Annotated in this window: 23 protein-coding genes; 17 read left to right on the top strand and 6 right to left on the bottom strand. The window is 51.7% G+C overall.

From position 1 onward, the window contains the following. Positions 1-26: 26 nt before the first annotated feature. The 3 genes from IRJ17_RS00800 to IRJ17_RS00790 all read left to right on the top strand — a co-directional run bounded on the left by IRJ17_RS00800 (position 27) and on the right by IRJ17_RS00790 (position 4,012). Positions 27-1,094 (top strand): CamS family sex pheromone protein, encoded by a 1,068-nt coding sequence (locus IRJ17_RS00800; protein WP_122965536.1) that lies wholly within the window; start codon positions 27-29, stop codon positions 1,092-1,094. Between the two features lie 274 nt (positions 1,095-1,368). Next, a complete protein-coding gene (pruA, locus tag IRJ17_RS00795) occupies positions 1,369-2,916 on the top strand; it encodes an L-glutamate gamma-semialdehyde dehydrogenase (protein ID WP_122965535.1) in 1,548 nt (515 codons plus the stop codon). Positions 2,917-3,067: 151 nt separating this feature from the next. Then, positions 3,068-4,012: an MraY family glycosyltransferase gene (locus IRJ17_RS00790; protein ID WP_229049814.1), complete on the top strand. Its 945-nt coding sequence runs from the start codon at positions 3,068-3,070 to the stop codon at positions 4,010-4,012. Positions 4,013-4,112: 100 nt separating this feature from the next. Here the strand turns inward: IRJ17_RS00790 and IRJ17_RS00785 are convergent, their stop codons facing one another. Continuing rightward, a complete protein-coding gene (locus tag IRJ17_RS00785) occupies positions 4,113-5,036 on the bottom strand; it encodes a sensor domain-containing diguanylate cyclase (RefSeq protein ID WP_173597857.1) in 924 nt (307 codons plus the stop codon). Between the two features lie 174 nt (positions 5,037-5,210). Between IRJ17_RS00785 and asd the strand changes: the two genes are divergently transcribed. Then, a complete protein-coding gene (gene asd, locus IRJ17_RS00780) occupies positions 5,211-6,062 on the top strand; it encodes an archaetidylserine decarboxylase (protein WP_242772799.1) in 852 nt (283 codons plus the stop codon). A 149-nt stretch (positions 6,063-6,211) separates the two neighbouring features. Here asd and IRJ17_RS00775 read toward each other — a convergent pair whose 3' ends face one another. From IRJ17_RS00775 to IRJ17_RS00765, 3 genes are read right to left on the bottom strand one after another with little or no spacing between them, the layout of a single operon-like run. After that, complete coding sequence (locus IRJ17_RS00775) at positions 6,212-6,514, bottom strand: hypothetical protein (RefSeq protein ID WP_122965532.1); 303 nt, start codon at positions 6,512-6,514, stop codon at positions 6,212-6,214. Between the two features lie 35 nt (positions 6,515-6,549). Then, positions 6,550-7,158: a hypothetical protein gene (locus tag IRJ17_RS00770; RefSeq protein ID WP_217022570.1), complete on the bottom strand. Its 609-nt coding sequence runs from the start codon at positions 7,156-7,158 to the stop codon at positions 6,550-6,552. Further along, positions 7,115-7,708 carry a matrixin family metalloprotease gene (locus IRJ17_RS00765; RefSeq protein WP_242772796.1) on the bottom strand — a complete coding sequence of 198 codons (594 nt, stop codon included), beginning with the start codon at positions 7,706-7,708 and terminating at the stop codon, positions 7,115-7,117. Before IRJ17_RS00765 ends, IRJ17_RS00770 begins: the two co-directional genes overlap by 44 nt. Before the next feature lie 262 nt (positions 7,709-7,970). Between IRJ17_RS00765 and gatC the strand changes: the two genes are divergently transcribed. The 4 genes from gatC (at position 7,971) to IRJ17_RS00745 (ending at position 12,984) form a co-directional block, all read left to right on the top strand. Continuing rightward, positions 7,971-8,261, top strand: coding sequence for an Asp-tRNA(Asn)/Glu-tRNA(Gln) amidotransferase subunit GatC (gene gatC / locus IRJ17_RS00760; RefSeq protein ID WP_122965529.1), 291 nt, complete (start codon positions 7,971-7,973; stop codon positions 8,259-8,261). A gap of 33 nt (positions 8,262-8,294) precedes the next feature. Next, entirely contained in the window at positions 8,295-9,767 is a 1,473-nt protein-coding gene (gene gatA, locus IRJ17_RS00755) for an Asp-tRNA(Asn)/Glu-tRNA(Gln) amidotransferase subunit GatA (protein WP_242772795.1), read from the top strand. A gap of 5 nt (positions 9,768-9,772) precedes the next feature. Beyond that, positions 9,773-11,209, top strand: coding sequence for an Asp-tRNA(Asn)/Glu-tRNA(Gln) amidotransferase subunit GatB (gene gatB, locus IRJ17_RS00750; RefSeq protein WP_122965527.1), 1,437 nt, complete (start codon positions 9,773-9,775; stop codon positions 11,207-11,209). A 128-nt stretch (positions 11,210-11,337) separates the two neighbouring features. Beyond that, positions 11,338-12,984, top strand: a complete 1,647-nt coding sequence (locus tag IRJ17_RS00745; protein WP_242772785.1) for a YcdB/YcdC domain-containing protein — start codon at positions 11,338-11,340, stop codon at positions 12,982-12,984. Between the two features lie 115 nt (positions 12,985-13,099). Here the strand turns inward: IRJ17_RS00745 and IRJ17_RS00740 are convergent, their stop codons facing one another. Further along, positions 13,100-14,851, bottom strand: a complete 1,752-nt coding sequence (locus IRJ17_RS00740) for an RNA polymerase sigma factor (protein ID WP_217022550.1) — start codon at positions 14,849-14,851, stop codon at positions 13,100-13,102. A 140-nt stretch (positions 14,852-14,991) separates the two neighbouring features. Between IRJ17_RS00740 and IRJ17_RS00735 the strand changes: the two genes are divergently transcribed. The 5 genes from IRJ17_RS00735 to IRJ17_RS00715 all read left to right on the top strand — a co-directional run bounded on the left by IRJ17_RS00735 (position 14,992) and on the right by IRJ17_RS00715 (position 18,888). Then, positions 14,992-15,339, top strand: coding sequence for a hypothetical protein (locus IRJ17_RS00735; RefSeq protein WP_122965524.1), 348 nt, complete (start codon positions 14,992-14,994; stop codon positions 15,337-15,339). A 130-nt stretch (positions 15,340-15,469) separates the two neighbouring features. Continuing rightward, on the top strand, positions 15,470-15,961 hold the full coding sequence (locus IRJ17_RS00730; RefSeq protein ID WP_242772782.1) for a hypothetical protein: 492 nt from the start codon (positions 15,470-15,472) through the stop codon (positions 15,959-15,961). Positions 15,962-15,995: 34 nt separating this feature from the next. Beyond that, a complete protein-coding gene (locus IRJ17_RS00725; protein ID WP_173599470.1) occupies positions 15,996-16,724 on the top strand; it encodes an ABC transporter ATP-binding protein in 729 nt (242 codons plus the stop codon). Continuing rightward, positions 16,724-17,908 (top strand): ABC transporter permease, encoded by a 1,185-nt coding sequence (locus IRJ17_RS00720; RefSeq protein WP_122965521.1) that lies wholly within the window; start codon positions 16,724-16,726, stop codon positions 17,906-17,908. The genes IRJ17_RS00725 and IRJ17_RS00720 overlap by 1 nt, the downstream gene beginning before the upstream one ends. Positions 17,909-17,976: 68 nt before the next feature. Next, positions 17,977-18,888: a DMT family transporter gene (locus IRJ17_RS00715; RefSeq protein WP_122965620.1), complete on the top strand. Its 912-nt coding sequence runs from the start codon at positions 17,977-17,979 to the stop codon at positions 18,886-18,888. Between the two features lie 99 nt (positions 18,889-18,987). Here the strand turns inward: IRJ17_RS00715 and IRJ17_RS00710 are convergent, their stop codons facing one another. After that, positions 18,988-19,959, bottom strand: a complete 972-nt coding sequence (locus IRJ17_RS00710) for an ROK family glucokinase (protein ID WP_242772779.1) — start codon at positions 19,957-19,959, stop codon at positions 18,988-18,990. A gap of 141 nt (positions 19,960-20,100) precedes the next feature. Between IRJ17_RS00710 and IRJ17_RS00705 the strand changes: the two genes are divergently transcribed. The 4 genes from IRJ17_RS00705 (at position 20,101) to IRJ17_RS00690 (ending at position 24,079) form a co-directional block, all read left to right on the top strand. After that, positions 20,101-20,991, top strand: coding sequence for a diacylglycerol kinase (locus IRJ17_RS00705; RefSeq protein WP_122965519.1), 891 nt, complete (start codon positions 20,101-20,103; stop codon positions 20,989-20,991). Positions 20,992-21,113: 122 nt separating this feature from the next. Then, a complete protein-coding gene (gene rlmD / locus IRJ17_RS00700) occupies positions 21,114-22,550 on the top strand; it encodes a 23S rRNA (uracil(1939)-C(5))-methyltransferase RlmD (protein WP_242772777.1) in 1,437 nt (478 codons plus the stop codon). A 444-nt stretch (positions 22,551-22,994) separates the two neighbouring features. Continuing rightward, positions 22,995-23,387: a hypothetical protein gene (locus IRJ17_RS00695; protein WP_242772775.1), complete on the top strand. Its 393-nt coding sequence runs from the start codon at positions 22,995-22,997 to the stop codon at positions 23,385-23,387. Between the two features lie 47 nt (positions 23,388-23,434). After that, a complete protein-coding gene (locus IRJ17_RS00690) occupies positions 23,435-24,079 on the top strand; it encodes a hypothetical protein (RefSeq protein WP_242772741.1) in 645 nt (214 codons plus the stop codon). Positions 24,080-24,087 lie beyond the last annotated feature (8 nt).

Genomic DNA, 24,087 nt, shown 5'->3' with positions numbered 1-24,087 from the left:
TTTTTTCAGGACAAAAGGAGTAGCGTATGAAAGCGAAGTTTTTGACAGGATGCAGGTACGCAGCCGCGTTTTTGCTTGCGATTGCCGTCTCTGGTTGTTCGTTGCTGCCAGGGGGCAAGGACAAGTCGCCTGAGCCTACCGCGCCGTCCTTGTCTGAAGTAGTGGAAGTATCTGAGGATTACTATGGCAGCATCACTCCATACAAGCCCAACCAGACGCGCGGCATGCTGAGCAGTGCGCGATACCGCATCGATTTCAGCCATCTGGAGCTTGGCTTGATGGAGTTTGCCCGCGATACGTTTCCGACCTCCCAGTATTATTTTCAGGAAGGTCAAGTCGTCAAAAAAGAACAGGTGACGCAGTGGATTGCCCAGGAAAAGGCGAGTGGAACGAAAGGCCAGCAGAAAAACGGCATTTTGGTTCACGTCCTGGAGCATGATTACTTGAACAAAAAAGACAAGCAGCTGGCAGGAATGGTGCTCGGCTTGTCTGTATCGCCGAACTACCAGGATGCAACTGGCAAGGAAATGGTGTACACACAGCAGGAGCTGCAAGCAAAAGGGCAGCAGCTTGCCGCCAGTATCGTCGCGACGCTGCGGGTGAGCACTCCGAATGTGCCGATGCTGATTTTGCTGTATCAGGTTCCCGAAGCGAACTCTTCGCTTGTGCCAGGGCATTTCATCATGTCGGGTACAGTGGGAGCGAGCGAATCGGCCGTATCGAAGTGGCAGCCGATTGAAGAGGAGTTTTTCCTGTTCCCGAGCGCGGATGTAGAGAAAAAATATCCGCAGCAGTCGTTGCAGTACGATAAGCTGATGAGGCAAGCACAGGCGTATTTCGGAGAGTATGTCGGCATGACAGGCGTTGGCCGATTCATGGACGGCAGACTGACGGAGCTGACGATTACGGCGACGGCGGAGTATGACTCGCGGACAGAAGTTTTGCAGTTCACGCAGTACGCAGCCGGAAGCATCAATCAGTTGTTCGACAAAAGCGTCCACGTCAACTTGTACGTCCAATCGATGAACAAGCCGCTGGCCATTTATATTCGACCGACATCTGGCGAACCGTACATGCATCTGTATCGCCAGTAGACAGTAGCCAATAGCAGGAAGCGACCCCGATGTGCACCTCTCCAGGTGTGGATCGGGGTTTTTGTGCAGAAGCCAGAGGGGATTGCACATAAGTGTATACGGTTGAACAAAGTGTGAACAAAAGTGTAAGGTCCCGTTTTCTGAAGTTGGCTGTTGTTTTTCGCGGAAAAATGCAAACACTATCGGGGTCGGGCTTCTCAGTAGTAGTTGGTATGATCCTTGCATATGTTTTATAAGTGATCTTAGGAAGAAAACGATAAGGAGGCGTCACCAAATGCAAGTTGAATTCAAAAACGAGGCGTTTACTAATTTTGGCCTGCCAGAAAATAAAAAGGCATTTGAAGAAGCACTCGCCAAAGTAGAAAGCGAGCTTGGCCGCGAGTACCCTCTCATCATTGGTGGAGAGCGCATCACAACCGAGAAAAAATCCAGCTCCTTCAACCCTTCCAATAAAGAACAAGTCGTGGGCGTTGTGTCCCAGGCAGACCAGGCGCTGGCTGAAAAAGCGATCCAAACAGCAGCCAGCACTTTCGAAACATGGAAAAAGGTTCCTGCCGGTGCGCGTTCCCGTTACCTCTATAAAGCAGCAGCAATCCTGCGTCGCCGCAAGCATGAGTTCTCCGCTTGGCTGGTAAAAGAAGCAGGTAAAAGCTGGGCAGAAGCTGACGCTGACACAGCAGAAGCAATCGACTTCATGGAATACTATGGCCGTCAAATGGATAAGCTGTCCCAACGCCATGACCTGCCACGCATCCCGGATGAAGACAACGAACTGTACTACATTCCACTCGGTGTTGGCGTAGTAATCCCGCCATGGAACTTCCCTCTGGCGATCATGGCTGGTATGACAACAGCAGCTCTCGTAGCTGGTAACACAGTTGTACTGAAACCTGCTTCCACTACACCAGTAATCGCAGCGAAATTCATGGAAATCCTCGAAGACGCTGGCGTACCAGCAGGCGTAGTGAACTTCGTGCCAGGTTCCGGCAGCGAAATCGGCGACTTCCTCGTAGAGCACACGCTGACTCGTTTCATCAGCTTCACTGGTTCCCGCGACGTAGGTCTGCGCATCAACGAACTGGCTGCGAAACATCGTCCAGGTCAAAAATGGATGAAGCGTCTGGTAGCGGAAATGGGCGGTAAAGACTCCATCGTAGTAGACAACGACTGCGATATCGAGTTGGCTGCACAATCTATCGTAGCTTCCGCATTCGGCTTCTCCGGTCAAAAATGTTCTGCTTGCTCCCGCGCAATCGTTCACCAAGACGTGTACGATCAAGTGCTGGGTCGCGTAGTTGAGCTGACTAACCAACTGACTGTAGGCGACGTAAGAACAAACGAGTTCTACACAGGTCCAGTTGTCGACGAGAAAGCTTACAACAAAATTCTCGAATACATCGAGATCGGAAAAACAGAAGGCAAACTGGTTGCGGGTGGCGAAAAAGGCCCGGAAACAGGCTACTTCATCAAGCCAACCGTATTTGCTGACGTAGATCCGCAAGCTCGCGTGATGCAAGAAGAAATCTTTGGTCCAGTAGTAGCATTCTGCAAAGCCAACGATTTCGACCATGCTCTGGAAATCGCGAACAACACCGAGTACGGCTTGACTGGCGCTGTAATCAGCCGCAACCGTGCACACCTGGAGCGCGCTCGCGAAGAGTTCCACGTGGGCAACCTGTACTTCAACCGTAAGTGCACAGGCGCTTTGGTTGGCGTGCATCCGTTCGGCGGATTCAACATGTCCGGTACTGACTCTAAAGCGGGCGGACCAGACTACCTGTTGCTCTTCACCCAAGCGAAAATGGTTTCCGAAAAAATGTAAGAAAACGCAATACCAAAGCTGCCCCCACACGGGGGCGGCTTTTTTTGTCGCAAAAAGATTGAGGAAACCAAGTTTTCTCACGCTCATTTTGTCCACACTAAGAGGTAAGAAATGATGTGCGGGCAGGTGAGGGTAGCTGTTTACTTACATTGTGTCAGGGCTCTCGACGTTTTTTCTCGTGTACTTGCTGATGCCGCTTGCGTATCGGCTGGCGTGGAAAACAAAGCTGCTGGACATGCCCAGGGGAAGAAAAGGGCACAGCAAGCCAATGCCGCTATCTGGCGGGCTGGCGATGTTTGTCGGACTGCTGCTGGTGACAAGTTTTTTTGCAGGGGCGCAAAAAACGGTGGCAGTTTTGGCAGTCGGCGGCGTTCTGCTGGTGGCGATTGGCTGGGTGGACGATATGTACAAAGCGCAGCAAAAAGATTTTCCTGCGCTGCCGAAGTTGCTCGTTCAAGTAGCGGTAGCCGTCCTCGCCTTTTTGCTCGATATCCGGTTTCGCGGGATCAGCCTGACCTGGCTTGGGGCTGAAGATGGTTCTTATGTCTCGTTCCCTGTGTTTTTGTCTTTGTTGGCAACGGTGCTGTGGATTGTTGGACTGATCAATATGGTAAATTTTTTGGACGGAGTGGACGGGCTTGCGGCGGGAGCGACAGCCTTTTCAGCCATCACCTTGTTTTTTTTGTCGATGTTCAAGGGGCAGGAAGTCACGGCATTGCTGGCCGTTGCGTTGGCAGGGGCAGCGCTCGCTTTTTTGCGCTTCAATTTTTATCCGGCCAAAATATTCATGGGAGACGCCGGATCGATGTTTCTGGGCTTCGCGCTGGCGGTAATATCGCTGGAAGGAACGATGAAAGGGGCCACGCTCATTTCGCTGGTCGTGACGGTTCTGGCACTCGGCTTGCCTGTGATGGATACGATGCAGGTGATGATCAGTCGGTTGTTGGCGGGGTCGCCTATGTATCAGGCTGATCGGAGACATGTTCACCATCGCTTGATGTCGTTTGGCCTGACAGCCAAGCAAACGGTTGTCGTCCTGTATTTGGTCAGCCTGCTGTTCTCGGGACTTGCGGTGTTCCTGTTTTTGTACGGATAGAGCAGTGCAGCATTGCTTTATTTGGATAAAGCAATTGAGCAAGAGAGTGCCCGCCAAAAAGGATGGCGCAGCCAAGACAAAAGGAATGGACATTCGATCTCTAGTCTTCGGCAGGATCGAAGAAAAAGAACTGGTTGCGGCCTGTTGCTTTTGCTTTATACAAAGCCTTGTCGGCGTTGCTCAGCAACTGGTCCGCTTCTTTCGCAGAGGCAGGGAAAAGAGCAATTCCGATACTGGAGGTAAAGTGAAACGTCTTGTCCTCGTAGCTCCACGGCTGCTGGAGCGAACGCAGGATGCGCGTCGCCACTTTTTCGGCCTGACGTTCGCTGTCGATGGCTGTGAGAATGACGACAAACTCGTCTCCCCCCAAGCGGGCGACGGTATCCTGATCGCGAACGCACGATTTGAGACGCTTGGCCAGCATTTGCAAAAAAACGTCGCCAATATCGTGACCCCATGTATCGTTGATCTGTTTAAAATGGTCACAGTCGATGTACAGCGCTGCTACCATCTCTCCAGACGCCTCGGCGCGTTCCAGCGCTTCCTGGAGGTTGTTGTAAAGAAGGCGTCTGTTAGGCAAGCCTGTGAGCATATCGTGGTAAGCCATGTGCTCAAGCTGCCACTCCAGTTTTTTGCGTTCGGTAATGTCGCGGGTAACAGAAAAGACGTGTGTGCATAGCCCTTCGTTGTTGAAGACAGGCGAGAGGATGGATTCACCGACCATGTGGCCGTTCGTTGTGAAATGAGTGGGACTGGCGCCTTCAACGGTTTGGCTGTACATGCTGTTGAGCAAGTCAGCCTTTTCCTGCGGGTAAACTTCTTCAATCAGCTTCCCGTAGCAATCCTCGGTAAGACCTGATCCTTTCATGGCGGCAGGATTCATCAAGACATACCGGAACTGGTAAGCCCCGCTGGCGTTTTTTTCCACAGCCATAAGGAAAAACATATCCGACATGTGATGAAACAAACTGGTCAAGATGTCGCTGTGCTGACTGATGAGTGTTGTAATATCAAGCTTCGCCATATCTGTGGTCTCCTGATTGTAGGCTTGTCCCTATATTATAGTATAGCAAGGCAGGCCAAGAAAATGATGAGACGTTGGTAATAGTGCGGGGTTTACTGGCTGCAAGTGGAAGTGGTAAAGTAAGGGTATTCTCTCACTAGCTGTCTAATCGAAAATGATTAAGGAGTTCCACTTATGCGCAAAAAGCTGCTGCCCGGTCTGATCCATCGCCTGCCGCAAAACGCGATGTCGAGGACCATGGGAAAAATTACTGCTTCTCGCTTCAGTCGATTAGCCATTCAGCGATACATCCGTCACTATAAAATCGATTTTTCCATCATAGAAAAGCCCGTATCGGAATACCGGACTCTCAAGGAATTTTTTACGCGCCGCCTGAAACCGGAAGCAAGACCGATCGCCCCTGGACACGATGTTGTCGTAAGCCCGGTGGATGGGACTGTTTCCCAGCTCGGCGACATCTGCGAAGGCACGCTGATTCAGGCAAAAGGAAAAGATTTCACAGTGACTGAACTGCTCGGCGGTTCGGAGCAAGAGGCGAAACGTTATTACGGCGGAAAGTTCATTACGATCTATTTAAGCCCGCGCGACTATCACCGCATACATATGCCAGTGGCGGGGAATCTGGTGAAGTACAGCTACTTGCCCGGACGTCTCTACCCGGTCAATCAGCTCGGAATTGAAAACGTGGAGCGACTGTTTGCCCGCAACGAGCGGCTCGTGACCTACATCGAAACAGATGGTTTGGGCAGCATGGCGCTGGTCAAGGTCGGAGCGCTGTTCGTCGGAAGCGTCAAAGTCTCGTACAATACAGCCACGACGAACATCAAGCACGGCCGACAAACGGACGAACCAATCACCGGCACCCCGCATTACGAAAAAGGCAGCGAGCTGGGCTGGTTCGAGTTTGGTTCAACGGTCATTTTGCTCGTGGAGTCCAGCCAACTGGAATGGGCAGACCGTGTGGAAAAAGGCCGGTCGCTCTTGATGGGGCAAGTGTTGGCGACGATAGAGACGGAGAAGGAATAGTTGTGACTATTCAACTGGGAGCATGGCCGTTTTGTTGAGCATAGCAGTCAGTCCTACTCTCATGGAAACATCAAGCTGGTTTTACAAAAGAGAAAAAGGAGTCCCTTTTTATAAGGGGCTCCTTTTTTAATCAAAGTCGCCATATTGAATTAGCACTGGTTCCGAGTACCACCCACGGTTTCTCCCGTATAGGCATTAATAATGTGTGTGCCACTTTCGCAGTTGGACTCACGGGTATAGCTAATATGGTATTGTCCATTGGAGTAGGTTACAGCAGTGATTTTAATTGGTCCGAGCGCCGGGTTTTTCGTCAACTGGGTTGTTAAAATTTGCTTGGCTTGTTCTGGTGTCAGCATTTGTTCATGCTGATTCGGGAACAAAAGATTGGGCAAAGGAATAGTTTGTGGCAGAGAAATCATGATAGCCAGTAGCAGTACAAGTGTTGTTTTCAAATGCGTCCTCCTTTTGATTCAAGTTATGAATAAAATTACTTTTCGAGTTCGGCCCCTTCTTGCTTGACTAAAATTTCAGGGGTGGGGTCGTCTTTATGTTTTTCAATGACTTCATAAATGGACTTTGTGTCCAATGTACTTTTAAAATTGGATACTTTCTTTTGTTCGACAGTGTACTTTCCTTGATATTGCCCCATAATAACGTAATGATTTTGTGATTTGTCTTTATTATAGATACTGTCATCTTCCATTAAGAAAAGAAGTACTTTTTCATTATTAGAGAAGTCAGCTTCTGTGTCAGAACTAAATGCAAATTCTCCGGGTATTTCGCCTTTGTATACTCGTACTGTAACAACGTCATTTGATTTAGGAGTTCCTTTTAAAATCGTATCTATTTTAATACTCACATCAGTGTATACAATATCGTTTAATTTTATATCTTTTGGCATTCTTCCACTCGGGGTATTCCACGTTGCAGGGTGAATTTCTAAAACGGTTCCTTCCAAAATTAGAGAGGCGCCAGAAGCTAATTCCTGATTGGTGAAAGTATCCAAATAAGAAGCGATGTGTATCCTTTCAGTAGGTGAGTTGTTCTGTAGGTTAAGCGCCATAGCAGAACCTGTAGTTAAACCCGTTAATATCATCTTTTCCTAGCTGGTACTTGACTGTTCCCGCAGGAGAAACATACATGACAGCATCTTTATTATCTGAATGATCTAAGCCGATGATATGTCCAAATTCATGTACCATAATAGACGGTACATGATATGCAGTTTTAGAAGGTTTGGAAGAATTACTTAGATTGCGTGAACTGTTTAAAATAATGTCTCCTTCAGTGATTATATCCCCTGAATATTTCCACCTTGCATTTGCAGGTGCTTGAGAAGTTCCCATATCAATTTTAAAAACTTCATTTTCTCCATTAATGTTTTCCGTCGGATTATTTTGTTTATTTCTATCGCCACTATATTCTAAGGAAAACTTCTTTTTCCGAATCGTATCCCACTGATCAGAAGCCAAAACGATTGAGTCAACACCTTCATCTGAAATTGAACTTGCAATCGAGTAGGTATAATCTACTCCTTTTTCCCAATGACCTCCATAAGGGTCAAGATTGTACGCGAACGATACTGATGAGTAACCAATTAGTAAGCTGCCTATAAACATTCCTAACAGTTTGGATTTTCTTACCATTGATTTATTAATCCTCCTGAGTTTATGGTTATATTTGTAAAATATATTAATATATAGGATTTTGTCAATTGAAGTTAAATTTGATGAACGCAAATTTATTGATTGATTCCGACCAAATAATAAGGTTTTAAAGGTCAGTCTTCTATATTTTAATTTTTCGACAAAAAATATTTCTCCAAAGCCCAATCCCCGCGAAAATTGACTGAACCCGCTGTTTTCAAGTAAGATCAAAGTTATGTGATACGATTCGGAGGTGGAAGAGATGAGTGCCATCACTCGCAAAGAAGTAGAGCATGTTGCCAATCTGGCCCGTTTGCAGCTGACGGAAGACGAGGCTCTGCAATACACAAAAGACCTGAACGCGATTTTGGAGTTTGCGGCGAAGCTCAACGAACTGGATACATCCAATGTCGAGCCGACCAGCCACGCTACAGACGTGAAAAACGTGATGCGCGAGGACGTCAACAGACCGTCCCTGCCGCGCGAAGAAGTGCTGAAAAACGCACCGGACCACGAAGACGGGCAGTTCAAGGTGCCTGCTGTATTCGAATAACGGGTCAGGAGAACGAGAAGGGAGGAACCCACTGTGTCGCTGTTTGACAAGCGATTGTCGGAAATACATAGCGCTCTGCGCGCAAAAGAGCTTTCGGTAACGGATCTGGTGCAGGCTTCCATCGCAAGCATCAAGGAGCACGATGACAAGATCAAATCCGTTCTGCATGTGGATGAGGAGGGAGCGCTTGCCCATGCTCGCCAGCTGGACGAGCGTCTGGTGAAGGAAAATGAGGAGTTGGGCCTGCTTTTCGGGATGCCGGCGGGTCTGAAAGACAACCTGATCACCAAAGACATCCGCACCACTTGCGCCAGCAAATTTTTGGCGAACTACGATCCTGTGCATGACGGAACGGCTTCCAAAAAAGTGAAGGAAGCAGATGCTGTGATCGTGGCGAAGCTGAACATGGACGAGTTCGCCATGGGCGGCTCCAATGAAAACTCCGGCTTCTTCCCGGCGAAAAACCCGTGGAACACCGATTACGTGCCAGGCGGTTCGTCCGGCGGTTCTGCTGCGGCGATGGCTGCCCGTCACTTCTACTTTACGCTCGGATCGGATACGGGCGGCTCGATTCGCCAGCCGGCTGCTTTTTGCGGCGTTGTCGGCCTGAAGCCTACTTACGGGCGCGTATCCCGCTTCGGTTTGGTCGCATTTGCGTCTTCGCTCGACCAGATCGGCCCGGTTACGAAAAGCGTGGAAGATGCGGCATACGTGCTGCAAGCGATTGCCGGACACGATGAGTTCGACTCCACTTCTGCCAATGTAGAAGTGCCGAACTATCTCTCCGCGCTCACTGGCGATGTAAAAGGTTTGCGCATCGGGGTGCCAAAAGAGCTGATCGGGGAAGGCATCGACACAGAGGTGCGCGAGGCTGTGCTTGCTGCCCTGAAACAGCTGGAAAGCTTGGGCGCAACATGGAGCGAAGTTTCCATGCCGCATACCGAATACGCGGTTCCAGCCTATTACTTGCTGTCCTCTTCGGAGGCATCGTCCAACCTGGCCCGTTTTGACGGCGTACGCTACGGTGTGCGCGCAGACAATGCGTCCAACTTGATTGAGCTGTACAAAGAATCCCGCAGCCAAGGATTCGGTCCGGAAGTAAAACGCCGCATCATGCTCGGTACTTATGCGCTTTCGTCCGGCTACTATGACGCGTACTACAAAAAAGCGCAGCAAGTTCGCACGCTGATCATCCAGGACTTTACCAACATTTTTGCCGATTTCGATGTGATTTTGCATCCGACGACGCCGTCCACGGCTTTCAAAATCGGCGAAAACGCCAACGATCCGGTCAAAATGTACCTGGAAGACATTTGCACCGTACCTGTCAACCTGGCTGGACTGCCAGCGATCAGCGTACCGTGCGGCTTTTCCCAAAACGGTCTGCCGATCGGCTTGCAGATCGTGGGTCGTGCGTTTGACGAATCCACTGTCTTGCGCGTAGCACATGCTTATGAGCAGGCAGCAGGCTACAGCCAGCGCAAGCCGGAATGGGTGAGGGGGTAAAAGGCATGAGCAAGTACGAAACCGTCATCGGCCTGGAAGTCCACGCCGAGCTGTCGACCAACAGTAAAATTTTTTGCGGCTGCCCGACTGAGTTCGGCGCGCCGCCGAATACACATACATGCCCGATTTGTTTGGGACATCCGGGCGTTCTTCCCGTAACGAACAAGCAAGCGGTGGAGTTCGCGATGAAAGCGGCGCTTGCGCTCAACTGCGAGATTTCCCGCGAGACGAAGTTCGACCGGAAAAACTACTTTTACCCGGATTCTCCAAAAGCGTACCAAATCTCCCAGTACGACCAGCCGATCGGCTACAATGGCTGGATCGACATCGAGGTCAACGGAGAAACGAAGCGCATCGGCATCACGCGCCTCCACCTGGAGGAAGACGCAGGCAAGCTGACGCACAGTGACTTCGGGGGAGAATCGCTGGTCGACTTCAACCGCGTAGGTGTTCCGCTCGTGGAGATCGTCTCCGAGCCGGACATTCGCACACCGGAAGAAGCTCGCGCCTACCTGGAGAAGCTGAAAGCGATCATCCAGTACACGGAAGTGTCCGATGTGCGCATGGAGCAAGGCTCGCTGCGTTGCGATGCCAACGTCTCGATTCGTCCGTACGGGCAAGAAGCGTTCGGAACGAAGACAGAGCTGAAAAACATGAACTCTTTCCGCAACGTGCAGATGGGTCTGGAGTACGAGGTGCTGCGTCAGACGGAGGTTGTTTCTTCCGGCGGCACGATCGTGCAGGAGACACGCCGTTGGGATGAGGCAAACAAAAAGACAATCACGATGCGTTCCAAAGAGGAAGCGCACGACTACCGTTACTTCCCGGACCCTGATTTGGTGCGCATGCAAATTTCCGAAGAGTGGATCGAGGCCGTGCGCGCGACCATTCCGGAATTGCCGGATGCCCGCAAGGCTCGCTATGTGAACGAATACGGCCTGTCGCAAGCGGACGCGGAAGTCATCACGATCTCCAAGGAGACAGCGGATTTCTTCGACGAAACTGTGAAAACAGGAGCGGACGCCAAAGCTGTAGCCAACTGGCTGATGGTTGATTTGCTGGCACATCTCAATGCGAACAACTTGGCGTTTGCCGACGTGAAAATGACAGCGCAAGGCTTGGGCGACATGATCAAGCTGATTGCAGACGGAACCATCTCTTCGAAAATCGCCAAAACCGTCTTCAAAGAGATGGTGGAGACAGGCAAAGAGCCCAAGAAGATCGTCGAAGAAAAAGGACTGGTGCAAATCAGCGACGAGGGCGCCCTGCGTCAAATCGTCGTCGATGCCGTCAACTCCAATCCGCAAGCCGTGGCCGACTACAAGGCCGGAAACGAAAAAGCGGCAGCGTTCTTCGTGGGTCAAGTGATGAAGCAAACCAAAGGCAAAGCGAACCCGCCGATGGTCAACAAGCTGATCCAGGAAGTATTGAGCAGCCTCTAAGGATAAAAGCAGCAGCACGAACCCGAAAAAGGGAGCGTGCTGCTTTTTCTATGTAAAAAGTCGCATTCCAAAATGTCCCATACAAGGTAATATAGATGGTAAGTAGATGATAGGATGGGGGAGCATCGATGAAACGGAAATGGCAAGGAGCAGCTGTTGCTTTGTCTGCAACGATGGTGTTTGCAGGAATGGGAGGAACGGCATTGGCGGCAAGTCCCGGGTCTAGCCCAGCAAGCGCGACTGCTGCGAAAGTCGAAGCAAAGCTGCCTGCGCAAGCGCAAAAAATAGTAACGGCTTTGGAGCAGCTGGAGCCGTGGGTGAAGGCCATGACCGAGCGCGAAATCGATGTGCTTGATGCCGATCAAGGCTATGTGTATTTGGACATGTACGATCCGAAAAATACGAACGTCAGTGCCAGCCTGACTTTTGACAGCAAGACAGGTGAATTGATCAGCTTTGAATCTTCGGTGACAGCGAAAACGGAAAAAGACAGCGCCGTGCCGTCTGACAAGGAAATTTTGCAAAAAGCGATGACGTCGCTAGTCACCCTGCTGGGAGAAGCAAAGCTGAAAGGGCTTGGCTCTCCGGTGTTGTCCGTGTTAGTGCCTGATAGTGAGGAAGCGGAAGCGGAAGCGGGAGGCACGCGGAACAGAGTCTTCTATCCGTTTCTGGTGAACGGGTTGCAAGTAAACGAAGGCAAATACGGAATCGAAGTCAATACGGATGAAGCGGGCCATCTTGTAGCACTGAATGTGTACCGTCTGGATTTGACAGGGATTAAAGTTCCCGATCCGAAATCCGCGCTGACGCCAGAGGCGGTCAAAAAGCAATATTTCATCCCTGACCGATTGGATCTCGGATACATGCAGGAAGGGAAAGACGGCAAGCCCGGCCTGCAATACACATTGCGAGTTTCGCCGATGATTGACGCGACAACGGGAACACAGATTGATCCGACGCGTGGAACTACAATCGACCAAGGCAAGCGCAGCAAGGCAACGATCAAAAACATCACACTTGCGCTTCCGGCCAAACCGCTCACGGCCAAAAGCAAGGCCGAAGCAGAAAAGGCAGTAATCAGCCTGTTCGGAATCGATACGAAAAAAGAGTACATCTACCCAGAGGAAGTCGCGGGGGATTACGATCATACGTATACGTGGTTTAATGAAGATCAAGATTACGCGTCCGTAACGTTTGAAAATGAGACGGGCAATTTGATTGCCAGCCAGTTTTTTGCATGGTCGGAGCAAAAGCCGGCTCCTTTGAAACAGGAAGAGGCGCTGACAAAAGCGGTTGGCTTCCTGGAGCAGGTAGCGCCGGAAAGCTCAGCTTCCTTGCAGGTTGAGATACTCGAACCATACAAAGAGGCGCCTTTGGCGGACTGGATGCTGGAACTGCTGGATGGAGAAGAACCGGAGCCGGAGCCAGGTCTGTATTACGCCTTCCTGTTCAGTGAAATGCACAAAGGCTTGCCGATCCTGGATCGCTACCATTGGATTTTGGTGAACAGCGAGGATGGCAAGGTTGCCCAATACTCCACTACGCTGCCGATGAAAAAGGTCGATTTTCCGGATGAAAAGCCAGCGGTGAGCGAACAGCAGGCGGCTGAAATCATCGCGAAACAACTGCCGCTAAAGCAATCTTATTTGTGGACCAACTTCTACGGCATCCCGGCTCCATCCCTGTCTCTCGTCTACACGGTTGACAACAGCAAAGGCTGGCCATATGTAGATGCGGCCAAAGGCTCGATCGAGTGGATCGAAGACGAGGAATAACAGCGATTTTGTTTAAAAGAAAGGCGCGGACATTTTACATGCCCGCGTTTTTTATTTTGCGCAATGCAACTCAACTATGGAGCAAGCAAACTGCACAGATACTCTCGCAGCTCTCTTAATTCGCAGTGAGCGCCGCGTGGATTTTTTCCAGCAAGCTGACGGCCAGACCCTCATTGCTTTCAATGACCGACAAAAGCTGAATCGCTTGCTGTGCCGTTGCTGGCTCATTTGGTTCACCGCCACTCGGGAAAGGGAACAGCTGGACAAGCTTGTTAAAGTCTTCGGCAATTGTCCGGTAGAGCGCTGCCGCTTCTTTAAGCTGCGGGCGCACCCCATCCAGCGATTCGTCTGTCCATGCATCGGCAACTTCCGCAAAGAAGCGGGAAGCGTTGTTTCGTGCATCGTGTACGACAGCCAAGGTGTAGGCGTTTCCGTTTGGTTCCACGCTTCCTTTTTCAAAAGCTTCCTTCCAAACCGGATAGGCAGCCAAGCCGTTCACGTAGCGATCGCTTGGCCCTTCCTGAGTGCGGTAATGCTTGAGCGCCGTTGCGCTGGCGTTTGCCAGCATGGTGCGCTGGTCGATCGGAAGCGTGCTCTCGATTGCGAGCACAAACAGCTCCTCAATCAGTCCGCGTCCCAGATGCTCATAAGGGATCTTGGCGTCATTGTTGCAGTTGTCGCCAGCATGCAGCAGTTTGCTTGCATCCTCGTAGCCGTAAATCAGCGCAAACTCCGGCATGAACAAGTCCCAGGCGAGCACGGGGCAGCCTTTGTCAAGCGAGCTGTGAATCAACTCGATTGCTTGCGGCAAAAGAGCGGGAAGTTGCCGCTTTTCTCGTGCCGCTGAGCTGAGCAATGTCGGATTCACGAAAGTGGCGTTCGGCCCCGGCGTACCGTCCAGTTGTCCCTGGCAGACGGAGCGTGGCACAAAGCCCATGTTGCGCAGCCCTTCTTCCAGTACGGATTGAAAATCAAACATGGTCGGTCCCGCAATATGAATGTTTTTTGGAACGACAGTCAGGCGAAAAGCGTGGCCGCTTAATCCGATAACGGCTGGCAAAGACAGCTTGCGCTCCGTAAACTCCACTAATCCGTACAACGCCGCTCCACATGTAATCCAGGTCGGCTGCTTCATTGCCTCCGGTTTTCTCAATACAGCTTGTTTCATGATTCCCGCATCCTTTCGCGTCTTCACGTATTGGTCAACCACGACACGAATCCTTTCCTGCATGAGCTTTTTGCGAGAACGGGACAGCACTTGGTAGACATTGGCCTGCGTCATTTCGAACAGATGCGCGATCTCGTGGGGCGCGAGATGGTCAAAAAAGTGCGATTCGACAATTCGGCGCTCCCGCGGATTGAGACAGTGCAGCAAGCTTTTGATCGTCTCAAACAGTTCACGGCGCACCAATAGCTCTTCGGGGTTGCCGTTGTTTTCGACCGAGGCTGACCAGTTGCGGCCAAGCCTGTGCAAAATACTGTCGAGATCTTCCCAATCAGTAGCTTCAAGCTCGCTCGGCTGTCTCGTCAGGCCGGAAAAGACCTGCTCTTTTGTCTGCGGCCCTTTTTTCAGGCGCGTGTACGCTTGATTGCGCACAATCCGGTGCAGCCAGGGCAGAAAACGGCGGCTGTCGACCAGCGTACCCAGATGAAGAAAGGCGCGAATCAGCGCGTCCTGGACGATGTCTTCGGCAAGAAAAGCTTCCTGGGTATACGAGCGGGCATAGCCGTATACTTTTGCCCGATGCCGTCGCACCAGCTCGCCAAACGCTTCCTGATCCCCGGCTTTTGCCCTTTCCACCAAAATCTCGTCCTGTTCCTGTTGCTCTTCCGCTTGACTGGCAGGCTTGATAACCAAATGATCCATCCCAAATTCTCCTCGTTGTTAGTTGACTTACCGTATAGACTCCCGAGCGCCGGGTTTTCTGACAAAGGTGGCGGATTTGTAAGAAATTCCTCTCTATCCTATAATGAACATACACGAATCAAAAGGGGGAAGAAAAGGACATGAAGCTGATTTCTGTCACGGGAGAAAGCGTGGCGCCCGGCAAAGGCGGTTCGCCATCCGATACATTTGACCGTTCGATTGCGACATGGGAAGCCAATAACCAGCAAAAAACCGTAACCGTTACATACTGTCGCTATTTCGGCAAAGTGCTGGCCGAGCGGGGGATTTACGACGAGGAGACGGAAGGCGTGCCAGTCATGCATCTGGTAGCGCCGCTTTTTGTGGAAAAGAACCCTGAGCAAAGAGAAACCCGCCACTACATCAACGATACCGAGAGCTTTGTTTCCTTGTTTGCAGGCTTTTCCTTGGCGGCTTGGAAAGATCGCTACGCGAGTGCTTTGAACTGAGTGTCGGCAGTCTCTGGCGGATTGAGGCCCAAACGCCTAAAAGTCGAAACATTCAGATCGGATAATCGGCACATATGCCAAACTTTTGAGAGGGCATGCTAAGGACAACCATTTATTGGAGCTGATTAGCATGTTTTCTTTTTGGATGACGCTTGTTCTTATGGTTTCTGCCCATTCGTCCGGTTTGTCCGGTTTCTCTGGTCTGCCCGATTTGCCAGCAGCGCAAATGCCGCAAGCAGGAGCATGGTCTGCAGCTACTGCCGTCCAGGAGTTCGACGCCTTTTTGCAGGACTGGCGCGGCGGTCAAGAGCTGGCTTCGTTGCGCCATCCGCTGTTTGATCTGACGCGAGTATCGGGAGGCGCGGGAGACGTCCAGACGATTGTATTTTCCGGAGAGGCGCACGGCGAGTCGGGGGAAATCACGCTCATGTTTTATTCGCTGGACGGTGACCGCATATACTTGCCGCCGGGCACAGTGTCTACAGCCCGCGTTGATGCGAAGCAACGCAAATTCCATATCGCCGCGAAAATACCGCGGGTGCTCCAAGGTCGTACGGGAGTCGTACAGGTGACATTTGCCGGGGAAAAAAGAGCTGCCTATTTGCTCAAGGTACAATTTTGACAACAAAGAAAAGCGAGGGAGAGGAGGACTGCCCTTGATAGAGGTAAAAGGCGCAAGCAAACAGTTTGGGACGGTCACAGCGGTCCGCGATCTGACGTTTCGCGTGGAAGAGGGCGAAGTGTACGGGCTGTTGGGCGAGAACGGAGCCGGCAAGACGACGACGATGCGCATGATGGCGACCATTCTCACGCCGACCGCCGGAGATATCGAGATCAGCGGCTTCTCGGTGCGGGAACAACCGCTGGAGGTGCGCCGCAGGATCGGCATTCTGTTTGGCGGAGAAGTCGGGCTGTACAGTCGCTTGACGGCGCGGGAAAATATCGCTTACTTCGGCAATTTATACGGACTGACATCCTCCCGGGTGCAAGAGAGGATCGACAATTTAAGCCGCATGCTGGACATGGAAGCGTTCATCGACAGGCGTGTCGGGGCCTTTTCCCGGGGAATGAAGCAAAAAGTGGCGATTGCCCGCACGCTTGTCCACGATCCGGACGTCATTTTGCTGGATGAACCGACAACCGGGCTTGACGTGACAGCCGCCACGATTTTTCGCCGGATGGTGACCAGGCTGCAAGAGGAAGGAAAAACGATCCTCTTTTCCAGCCACAACATGGGCGAGATCAGCAAGCTGTGCAAACGGATCGCGTTGATGCACAAAGGCAAGCTGCGCTTCTCCGGGGATTTGGCCGCATTGCGCAAGCAGTACGGAACGGACGATTTGGACGATATCTTCATGGCAGTCGTGGAAGGGGGCGAGCTGTGATGGGCTGGCAAATCATCTGGACTGTCTTGAAAAAAGAGCTGCTGGATTTGTTTCGGGACAGAAAAGCGTGGATCGGGACTTTTCTTGTGCCGCTGGTCATCATCCCGTTTGTGTTTTTTCTGCTGGGCAATTCCTACAGCAATGTAGAAAAAGAAGCGCGCGAGTACGTGCCGCTGGCGATTCACGGCTCATCACCGCTGATTGACATGCTGGCAAAAAATCCGGGCGTGCGCCTGATCGAGTCTGCTGATCCCGAGCAAGCGCTGCAAGCGGGACAGCTCCGCGCGATCATCACGATCCCGGAGCGGTTCGACGAGGAAATCAAGGCAGGGAACACCGCCAAGCTGCTCGTCGCTTTTGACTCGACCAATACGAAGTCGGTCTACGCACGCGATCTGATCAAGCAAACGGTGGAGGCATACAGCAAAGAAATCGTAGCGAAGCGTTTGCAGCAAGCAGGCATGTCCGAAGCAGCGATTCAGCCGATCGCCGCTGATTTCCAGAACGTCGCGACAGAAGAAAGAAAGTCGGGCGGGATGCTGGCAGGCTTTATCCCGTTAATGCTCGTGGTTTCTCTCGCTTCGGGAGGGATCGCTGCGGCTAACGACCTCGTTGCGGGCGAAAAAGAGCGCGGGACAATGGAATCGCTCCTGACTGCGCCAATCGCGGCCAACCATATTCTCACGGCAAAGCTTGTGGCTGTAATGATGATGAGCATGTTGAGCGCGATCGCTTCACTCATTTCCGTATCGCTCGTGTTCAGCATGGGGCCGCTCGGCGGAGGAGACAATGCTGCCTTTTCCTTCGCGTTTTTGTCGCCAGCCACTCTGTTGGTGCTGATCGTGGTGATTTTGCTTATGGCGGCGACTTTTGCCGGACTGGAGCTGATGCTCAGCACGATTGCCAAGTCGTTCAAAGAAGGGCAGACGTATATGAGCGCCGTGATCTTTCTGGCGATGGTGCCGTCGTACATGCTGATGCCGCAAAGTCCGGTGGACATCGCCGAGCATTATTACGTGTTGCCCGTCTTCAACGGCGTGGCGCTTTGCAAGGAAGTGTTTTACGGCAAGGTCGATCCGCTGCATGCGCTGCTTGGCATCGGTTCTTCGCTTGTGTACGTAGCGATTACGATTGCTTTCGCATCACGGCTGTTTCGCAGAGAGGGAGCGGGATTAAAAAACTGATCGGAGGATACTGACTGTCTGTTTTTTTCATGTGCCGCCGCCATTTGAAGAAAGCTGGTGAAATGGTTGTGAAGCCGCTGTATCTGGGAGTGCTGTATATTTTGGCCTCGGCTGCGGGGTTTGGCGTGATGTCCATTTTTGCCGTCTACGCCTACGGAGCCGGGGTTTCGGTTTCCACGCTTTTGTTTTTGCGCTTTTTGTTCGCCGCAGGGCTGTTTTTTGGCTTGCTTGCCTTGCGTAAAGAGTCGCTGCGGCTGAATCGGCGCCAGGTGCTTGCCCTGTTTTGTTTGGGCGGGGTGTTGTATACGCTGCAATCGCTCAGTTTTTTCTCGGCGGTTCAGCACATCCCGACCTCGATGGCAGCGCTGTTGCTTTATACGTTCCCCGTGTTTGTAGCTGTATTGAGTTATTTTGTGGATAAAGAGCCGCTGACGCGCAAGACCGTTTTTGCCATGCTGCTGTCTCTGGTGGGGCTTGGACTGGTGCTTGGGCTATCGTTTGGCGGGGTTAAAATGCTCGGCGTCTTGCTCGCGCTTGCGGCAGCGTTGTTCTACTCGGTGTACATCATCGTGGGCAATCGGATCGTCAAAGGATTGTCGCCATATGTGACCTCGGGGTACATCTCGTTGTTTGCAGCCGTGTCGACCTTTTTGATTGCGCAAAAGGATGGCGGCGTCGATCTGGCTTTTGCGCCAACTGGCTGGTGGGCTTTGGGCGGCATCGTCGTTTTTTCTACGGTGATGGCGATCAGCTTTTTCTTCCGCGGCCTTCAACTGATCAGTTCGACAAAAGCTTCCGTGCTCAGCACATTTGAGCCGGTCGTGACGTTTTTCTTTTCGGCTCTGTTGTTCGGCGAGGCGTTCAGCATGCTGCAACTGCTCGGCGGAGGTGCTGTACTGGCGGGAGCGGCCCTGATCGTGGCGGGGAATGATGCGAAGTCCAGTCAGGTTCAGCAGGTCCAGGAAGGCGTGAATACGTAAAGCCGCTTGCCTGCCTCCAAAAATAAAACAGCGCTCCTGCGCGGCACATACGCTGCGGACAGGAGCGCTGTTCTTTTTTAGGGAAAGGTAACAAACAAACTAGGCTTCCATCCGGGAGCGGATCAGCCAGCCAGCGCCGTACACGCCAGCGTCGTTGCCAAGAGTGGCAGGCAGAATTTGTGTGGATTCTACGACGTAAGTGAAGGGAACAAATCGGGTAAACGAATCGCGGATGCGCGAAAAGAGGAAGTCTCCTGCTGCCGCTACGCCGCCCCCAATCACAAACTTGACCGGGTTCAGCACGATAGCCAGGTGGGAGAGCGCAAGCCCCAGATAGAGCGCCACATGATCGGCGATGGCGAGTGAGGCTGCGTCGCCTGCTATAGCTGCGTCGAATACGTCTTTTGCCCCGATCTTGCCTGTCTCGGCAAGTACGCGGGCGAGGTGCGGGCTTGTTCCGTTCGTTGCGGCCAGATGCCCTTCGCGAATAATGGCCGTGGCAGAGGTGAACGTTTCCAGGCAGCCTGTTTTCCCGCAATTGCAAGGTGCTCCGCCAGTAGGGGCCATCGTAATGTGTCCAATCTCGCCGCCGACCCCGTTCATGCCGTGAATTACATTTCCGTTCAAAATCACACCGCCGCCGACGCCCGTTCCAATCGTAATCAGCACGAGGTCTTGTGCGCCTTGCCCGGCCCCTTGCCACATCTCGCCCAGTGCTGCCGCATTGGCATCGTTGTCAACTTCGACGGGACGCCCTGTAAGTGCTTCCAGCTTTTGTTTCAGCAAAACCGGCTTGGTCCAGTGCAAGTTGACCGCCTGCATCACGATGCCGTTTTTCGCGTCGATCGGTCCGGGGATGCCGACCCCGATTCCGCTCGCCTGTTCCAGACTATAGCCGTGCTCGTGCAAAAGGATGCGGGTCATCCCTGCGATTTTTTGCAAAACGCCGTCTTCGCCTTCTGCAACAGGTGTCGGTTCCTGGATTTTGGCTACCAGCTCGCCGTTCGGTGTAATCAACGCCATTTTGATGGCTGTTCCGCCCACATCAACACCAACGATGATTTGTTTCACAACCGTCCCCCCACTCTCCTTTTTCCCATCTTTTTCTATCTTATCACGCTACATTCCGCATAGCGATTCCCAAAAATGGCTATACAGGATATGATGGAAGGAAGTACACCCGCGAGCGAGGGAAGGAAGAAGGGATCTGCCTTGAAACGAGCCAGATTAATCTATAATCCAAGCTCCGGCCGGGAGATCGTGCGTCGGCGATTGCCGGATATTCTCGATTTGATGGAGTCGGCCGGATACGAGACATCCTGTCATGCAACCAGAGGGGAAGATGACGCGACCGAAGAGGCTGCCCGAGCGGTAGCCCGCGGCTTTGACGTCATCCTGGCTGCTGGTGGAGACGGAACCATATACGAAGTCGTGAACGGGATGGCAGAGCAAAAAGCTCGCCCAACCCTTGGAATTATCCCCTGCGGCACCAGCAACGATTTTGCCCGAGCGGTAGGCATCCCCAAGTCGATCACACGCGCTACGGAAATCATCGCCAAGGGCAAGAAAAAGCGCATCGACCTGGGGCGAATCAACAATCGCTACTTCATGAACATCGCAGGCGGTGGCTCGCTCACCAACCTGACGTACGAAGTCCCGAGCAAGCTGAAGACGCTCATGGGACAGATGGCGTACTACGTCAAAGGCTTGGAGAAGCTGCCGTCCCTGCACCCGATCCGCGTCCGCCTGGAGAGCCGCAAGGAAGTGCTTTTGGATGAAGAGATCATGGTGTTCCTCATTGCCAACAGCCACTCGGTAGGCGGCTTCGACAAGCTTGCCCCGGAAGCGGACTTGTCAGACGGCAAGCTGGATGTCATCGTCGTCAAAAAGATGAACATCGCCGAGTTTATTCGCCTCGCTACACAGGCGGTTCGCGGCGAGCATTTGCGGGACCCAAACATTTTGTATTTCCAGGCAGACTACATCAAAGCGACCTCGCCATCCGGCGAAGTGGTCCAGCTCAACCTGGATGGCGAGCTGGGCGGGCAGTTGCCTTGTGTCGTGGAAGCTTTGCCAGGTCATATCGAGTTGTTCGTCCCGTAGGAAGATAGTAAAATGAATAGCAACAAGCCGTAGGGATGCCGCTTCCGCTGTGCATCCCTGCCTGTTTGCTACGGAAAACAGGCGAGGCAGACAGAGCGCGAGACAAAAGGAGCAAAAGAAAAGTGGCGAAAACAACAAAAAGACGGCGCGGACCGCAGCAAACTGCCAAGGTAGAGCTGGACGTTCCGGTTCGTGTCGGACAAACTGTGGAAGTGGAGATAACCGGACTGAACCACGAAGGCGCTGGCGTCGGCCGGATTGAAGGATATACGCTGTTCGTCGACGGCGCACTCGCAGGAGAGCGCGTCCATGCGCGCGTCGACCATGTCAAAAAGAACTTCGGCTTCGCCAAACTGACCAAAGTGTCAATAGCGAGCACATTCCGCTCACAGCCGCCCTGTCCGCTGTACGACCGTTGCGGCGGCTGTTCGTTGCAGCACTTGGCATACGAGGAGCAACTGCGTCACAAGCAGCAAATCGTGCGGGACAACCTGCGGCGCATCGGCGGCTTCCAGGTGGAGGGAGACGGAGCAATCACCGTTCATCCGACACTCGGCATGAGCGAGCCGTGGCGTTACCGCAACAAGGCCCAAGTGCCAATCGGTGAGGAAAACGGCGCCTTGGTCGGCGGATTTTACGCCGAAAAGTCCCATTCCATCATCGACATGCACGAATGCCTCATCCAGCACCAAAAAAACGACGAGGCGGTCGCAACGGTGAAGAAGGCCGCAACTGCCCTTGGCATCAAGCCATACGACGAAGTGCGCGGCTCAGGCTTGCTCCGCCATGTGGTCGTCAAAGTCGGGGTCAAGACGGGAGAAGTCATGGTCGTGCTCGTGACGACCGAGGAGACGCTTCCGCAGCGTGACAAGCTCGTGGAAGCGATCCGCACCGAGGTGGCGGGCGTAACGAGCATCGTGCAAAACATCAACCCGGACAAGACCAACGTCATTTTCGGCAAAAAGACGGTAACGCTCTGGGGTAGCGATGTCATCTACGATTACATCGGAGCGATCAAATTCGCCATCTCGGCGCGCTCGTTCTACCAGGTCAACCCCGCCCAGACGGAAGTGCTGTACAATAAAACGCTGGAATACGCCGGAGCGACAGGAACCGAAACGGTCATCGACGCCTACTGCGGCATCGGAACGATCTCGCTCTTTTTGGCGCAAAAGTCCAAGCATGTCTACGGCGTGGAAATCGTCCCAGAAGCGATCGAGGACGCCAACCGCAACGCCAAGCTGAACGGAGTGGAAAACGCAACGTTCGAGGCAGGCCCCGCGGAGGTCGTGATTCCCGCGTGGAAAGAGCAAGGAATACGGGCCGATGTAATTGTCGTCGACCCGCCGCGCAAGGGCTGCGACGAGGCGCTTTTGACGACGATTTTGGAGATGCAACCAGAGCGCGTGGTGTACGTGTCGTGCAACCCGTCCACGCTGGCCCGGGATTTGAAGGTGTTGGCGGAGAAGTACGAGGTGCGGGAAGTGCAGCCGGTGGATATGTTTCCGCATACGGGGCATGTGGAGAGTGTGGCTTTGTTGGTATATAAGGGTTTTTGATATGCTGAAACCACGTTCGGGGCGATATTAAATCATCCATTCTTCTGATGAAATCAAATCAAACGAAGGATAGTTGCTCAATTGAACCTAAATACAGGGGATTCGATAACCTTGCGAAATGCAGATTTGGTATTAATACAGCTTGCATTATCGCTTTATATTGCAGTGAAGCTTGAAATCACAAAGGTTAATTAAATGATCGTTCCGTCAACAGCCCTCCGGAGATTTCCGGGGGGATTTTTTTACCAAGAATTTGAGCGCCTCGATCTGTTCGGGGCTATTTTTATTGCCTGATGAGGCAGGGGGGGAAGGTGTACATGGAGGGATTTTACAAGGTAACGTTTGCAGGTGGAAGTACAACAGGTACATTCTTATTTGGTGGTTTGCCTGTGTTGCTTAGCGTCCTAGGTGCGTTCGTTATTTTTGACTTTGTAGTTGCTTTAGGTGATCAAAACTTTATTCGCGATGCAACGATCTTCTGCTATCTGGCCGGCGAGCTATTGTCAATATTATTGGGAGGATATTGAACCAAAGTTCGATAAAATAGTTGCAGCATTTGAAGCTTCATTTAGTGCAATGGCTGACGAAATTGTAGAGGCTTTTGACTATTTGTATGCAAAAGGAATAATCGACTATCATAATATCCCTAAAAGGCTGTTAAATGATGCTGGGGACGGTGTTGATTTAGGCCAGTTTGATAAGAGAGTTGATGGAAATACGAGAGAGAATGAAAAAAACGGTTGGAGTATTCAATTCAAAAAGATAGGGGCAATAAACCGCATGGTGGAAGTGCATGGAAACATAGAGATAGTAAAGGGAAACGCAAGGCAACATTAGATGATACAGGTAAAATCCTTCGTGATTAAGAAAAAGGAGGGTGTTTGGTGGAAATTGCTAAGATAGTTGAGGGTTTATGGGGAAGCAAATGGTCTCCTTCTGTGGATCTGGAACCAGATAATATGTGTGAAACTTTTCTCCTGGAACATAGCCATCTTGTAGCTGATCGCTTCCCTGAAAATAGCTTTTATCTGGATAGATTCCCATTGCAAATAAAAGATCAATCGGCTTTTGAAAAGGTGAACATTTTTTTCGACAAGACTGTGGATGATCCAAACCTGCTTTCTTTATATTTAAGAGAAGAAGAGAAATTTAAGCAGGTACTCCGTAAGCTTTGGGTGTACAATTCTGTTTGGATCGAAACAGCATTGCCTAGCGTAAACGAGGAGATAGTAGTAGATACGCTAAACAGTGATACCCAAAAAATAAGGGCGAAAGAAATTCATTCACAGCTAAAAGCATCTGGAAGCAACAGTATGAAATTAGCGAACCTGCATGATTTTGAAATATTAGTCGAGCTGGGACTCAGAGAGAAAGTTTCAACCGTGTTTATTTTTGAAAATATGAAGATTTGTGTATGGTCAAATTTTGATTTTTCTCTACCCGTGTATTCCAAAGATGAAAAATACACGCAGCTACTCCACAGGATTTGTACCACAGAGGAAATATTTTTACGCCCTTTGAATGATTGATGATGGAA

Source organism: Brevibacillus parabrevis (assembly GCF_022701015.1).
GTDB lineage: Bacteria > Bacillota > Bacilli > Brevibacillales > Brevibacillaceae > Brevibacillus > Brevibacillus parabrevis.
The sequence above is the reverse complement of the archived record's forward strand: the minus strand, read 5'-3'. Positions and strand labels throughout refer to the sequence as shown.

Excerpts from the sequence above, each read along its gene's own strand:
- asd (WP_242772799.1), top strand. The coding sequence starts at position 5,211 with ATGCGCAAAAAGCTGCTGCCCGGTCTGATCCATCGCCTGCCGCAAAAC.
- gatC (WP_122965529.1), top strand. The coding sequence starts at position 7,971 with ATGAGTGCCATCACTCGCAAAGAAGTAGAGCATGTTGCCAATCTGGCC.
- IRJ17_RS00730 (WP_242772782.1), top strand. The coding sequence starts at position 15,470 with ATGTTTTCTTTTTGGATGACGCTTGTTCTTATGGTTTCTGCCCATTCG.
- gatB (WP_122965527.1), top strand. The coding sequence starts at position 9,773 with ATGAGCAAGTACGAAACCGTCATCGGCCTGGAAGTCCACGCCGAGCTG.
- IRJ17_RS00740 (WP_217022550.1), bottom strand. The coding sequence starts at position 14,851 with ATGGATCATTTGGTTATCAAGCCTGCCAGTCAAGCGGAAGAGCAACAG.
- IRJ17_RS00770 (WP_217022570.1), bottom strand. The coding sequence starts at position 7,158 with ATGATATTAACGGGTTTAACTACAGGTTCTGCTATGGCGCTTAACCTA.
- IRJ17_RS00745 (WP_242772785.1), top strand. The coding sequence starts at position 11,338 with ATGAAACGGAAATGGCAAGGAGCAGCTGTTGCTTTGTCTGCAACGATG.
- pruA (WP_122965535.1), top strand. The coding sequence starts at position 1,369 with ATGCAAGTTGAATTCAAAAACGAGGCGTTTACTAATTTTGGCCTGCCA.
- IRJ17_RS00785 (WP_173597857.1), bottom strand. The coding sequence starts at position 5,036 with ATGGCGAAGCTTGATATTACAACACTCATCAGTCAGCACAGCGACATC.
- IRJ17_RS00800 (WP_122965536.1), top strand. The coding sequence starts at position 27 with ATGAAAGCGAAGTTTTTGACAGGATGCAGGTACGCAGCCGCGTTTTTG.
- IRJ17_RS00765 (WP_242772796.1), bottom strand. The coding sequence starts at position 7,708 with ATGGTAAGAAAATCCAAACTGTTAGGAATGTTTATAGGCAGCTTACTA.
- IRJ17_RS00720 (WP_122965521.1), top strand. The coding sequence starts at position 16,724 with ATGGGCTGGCAAATCATCTGGACTGTCTTGAAAAAAGAGCTGCTGGAT.
- IRJ17_RS00735 (WP_122965524.1), top strand. The coding sequence starts at position 14,992 with ATGAAGCTGATTTCTGTCACGGGAGAAAGCGTGGCGCCCGGCAAAGGC.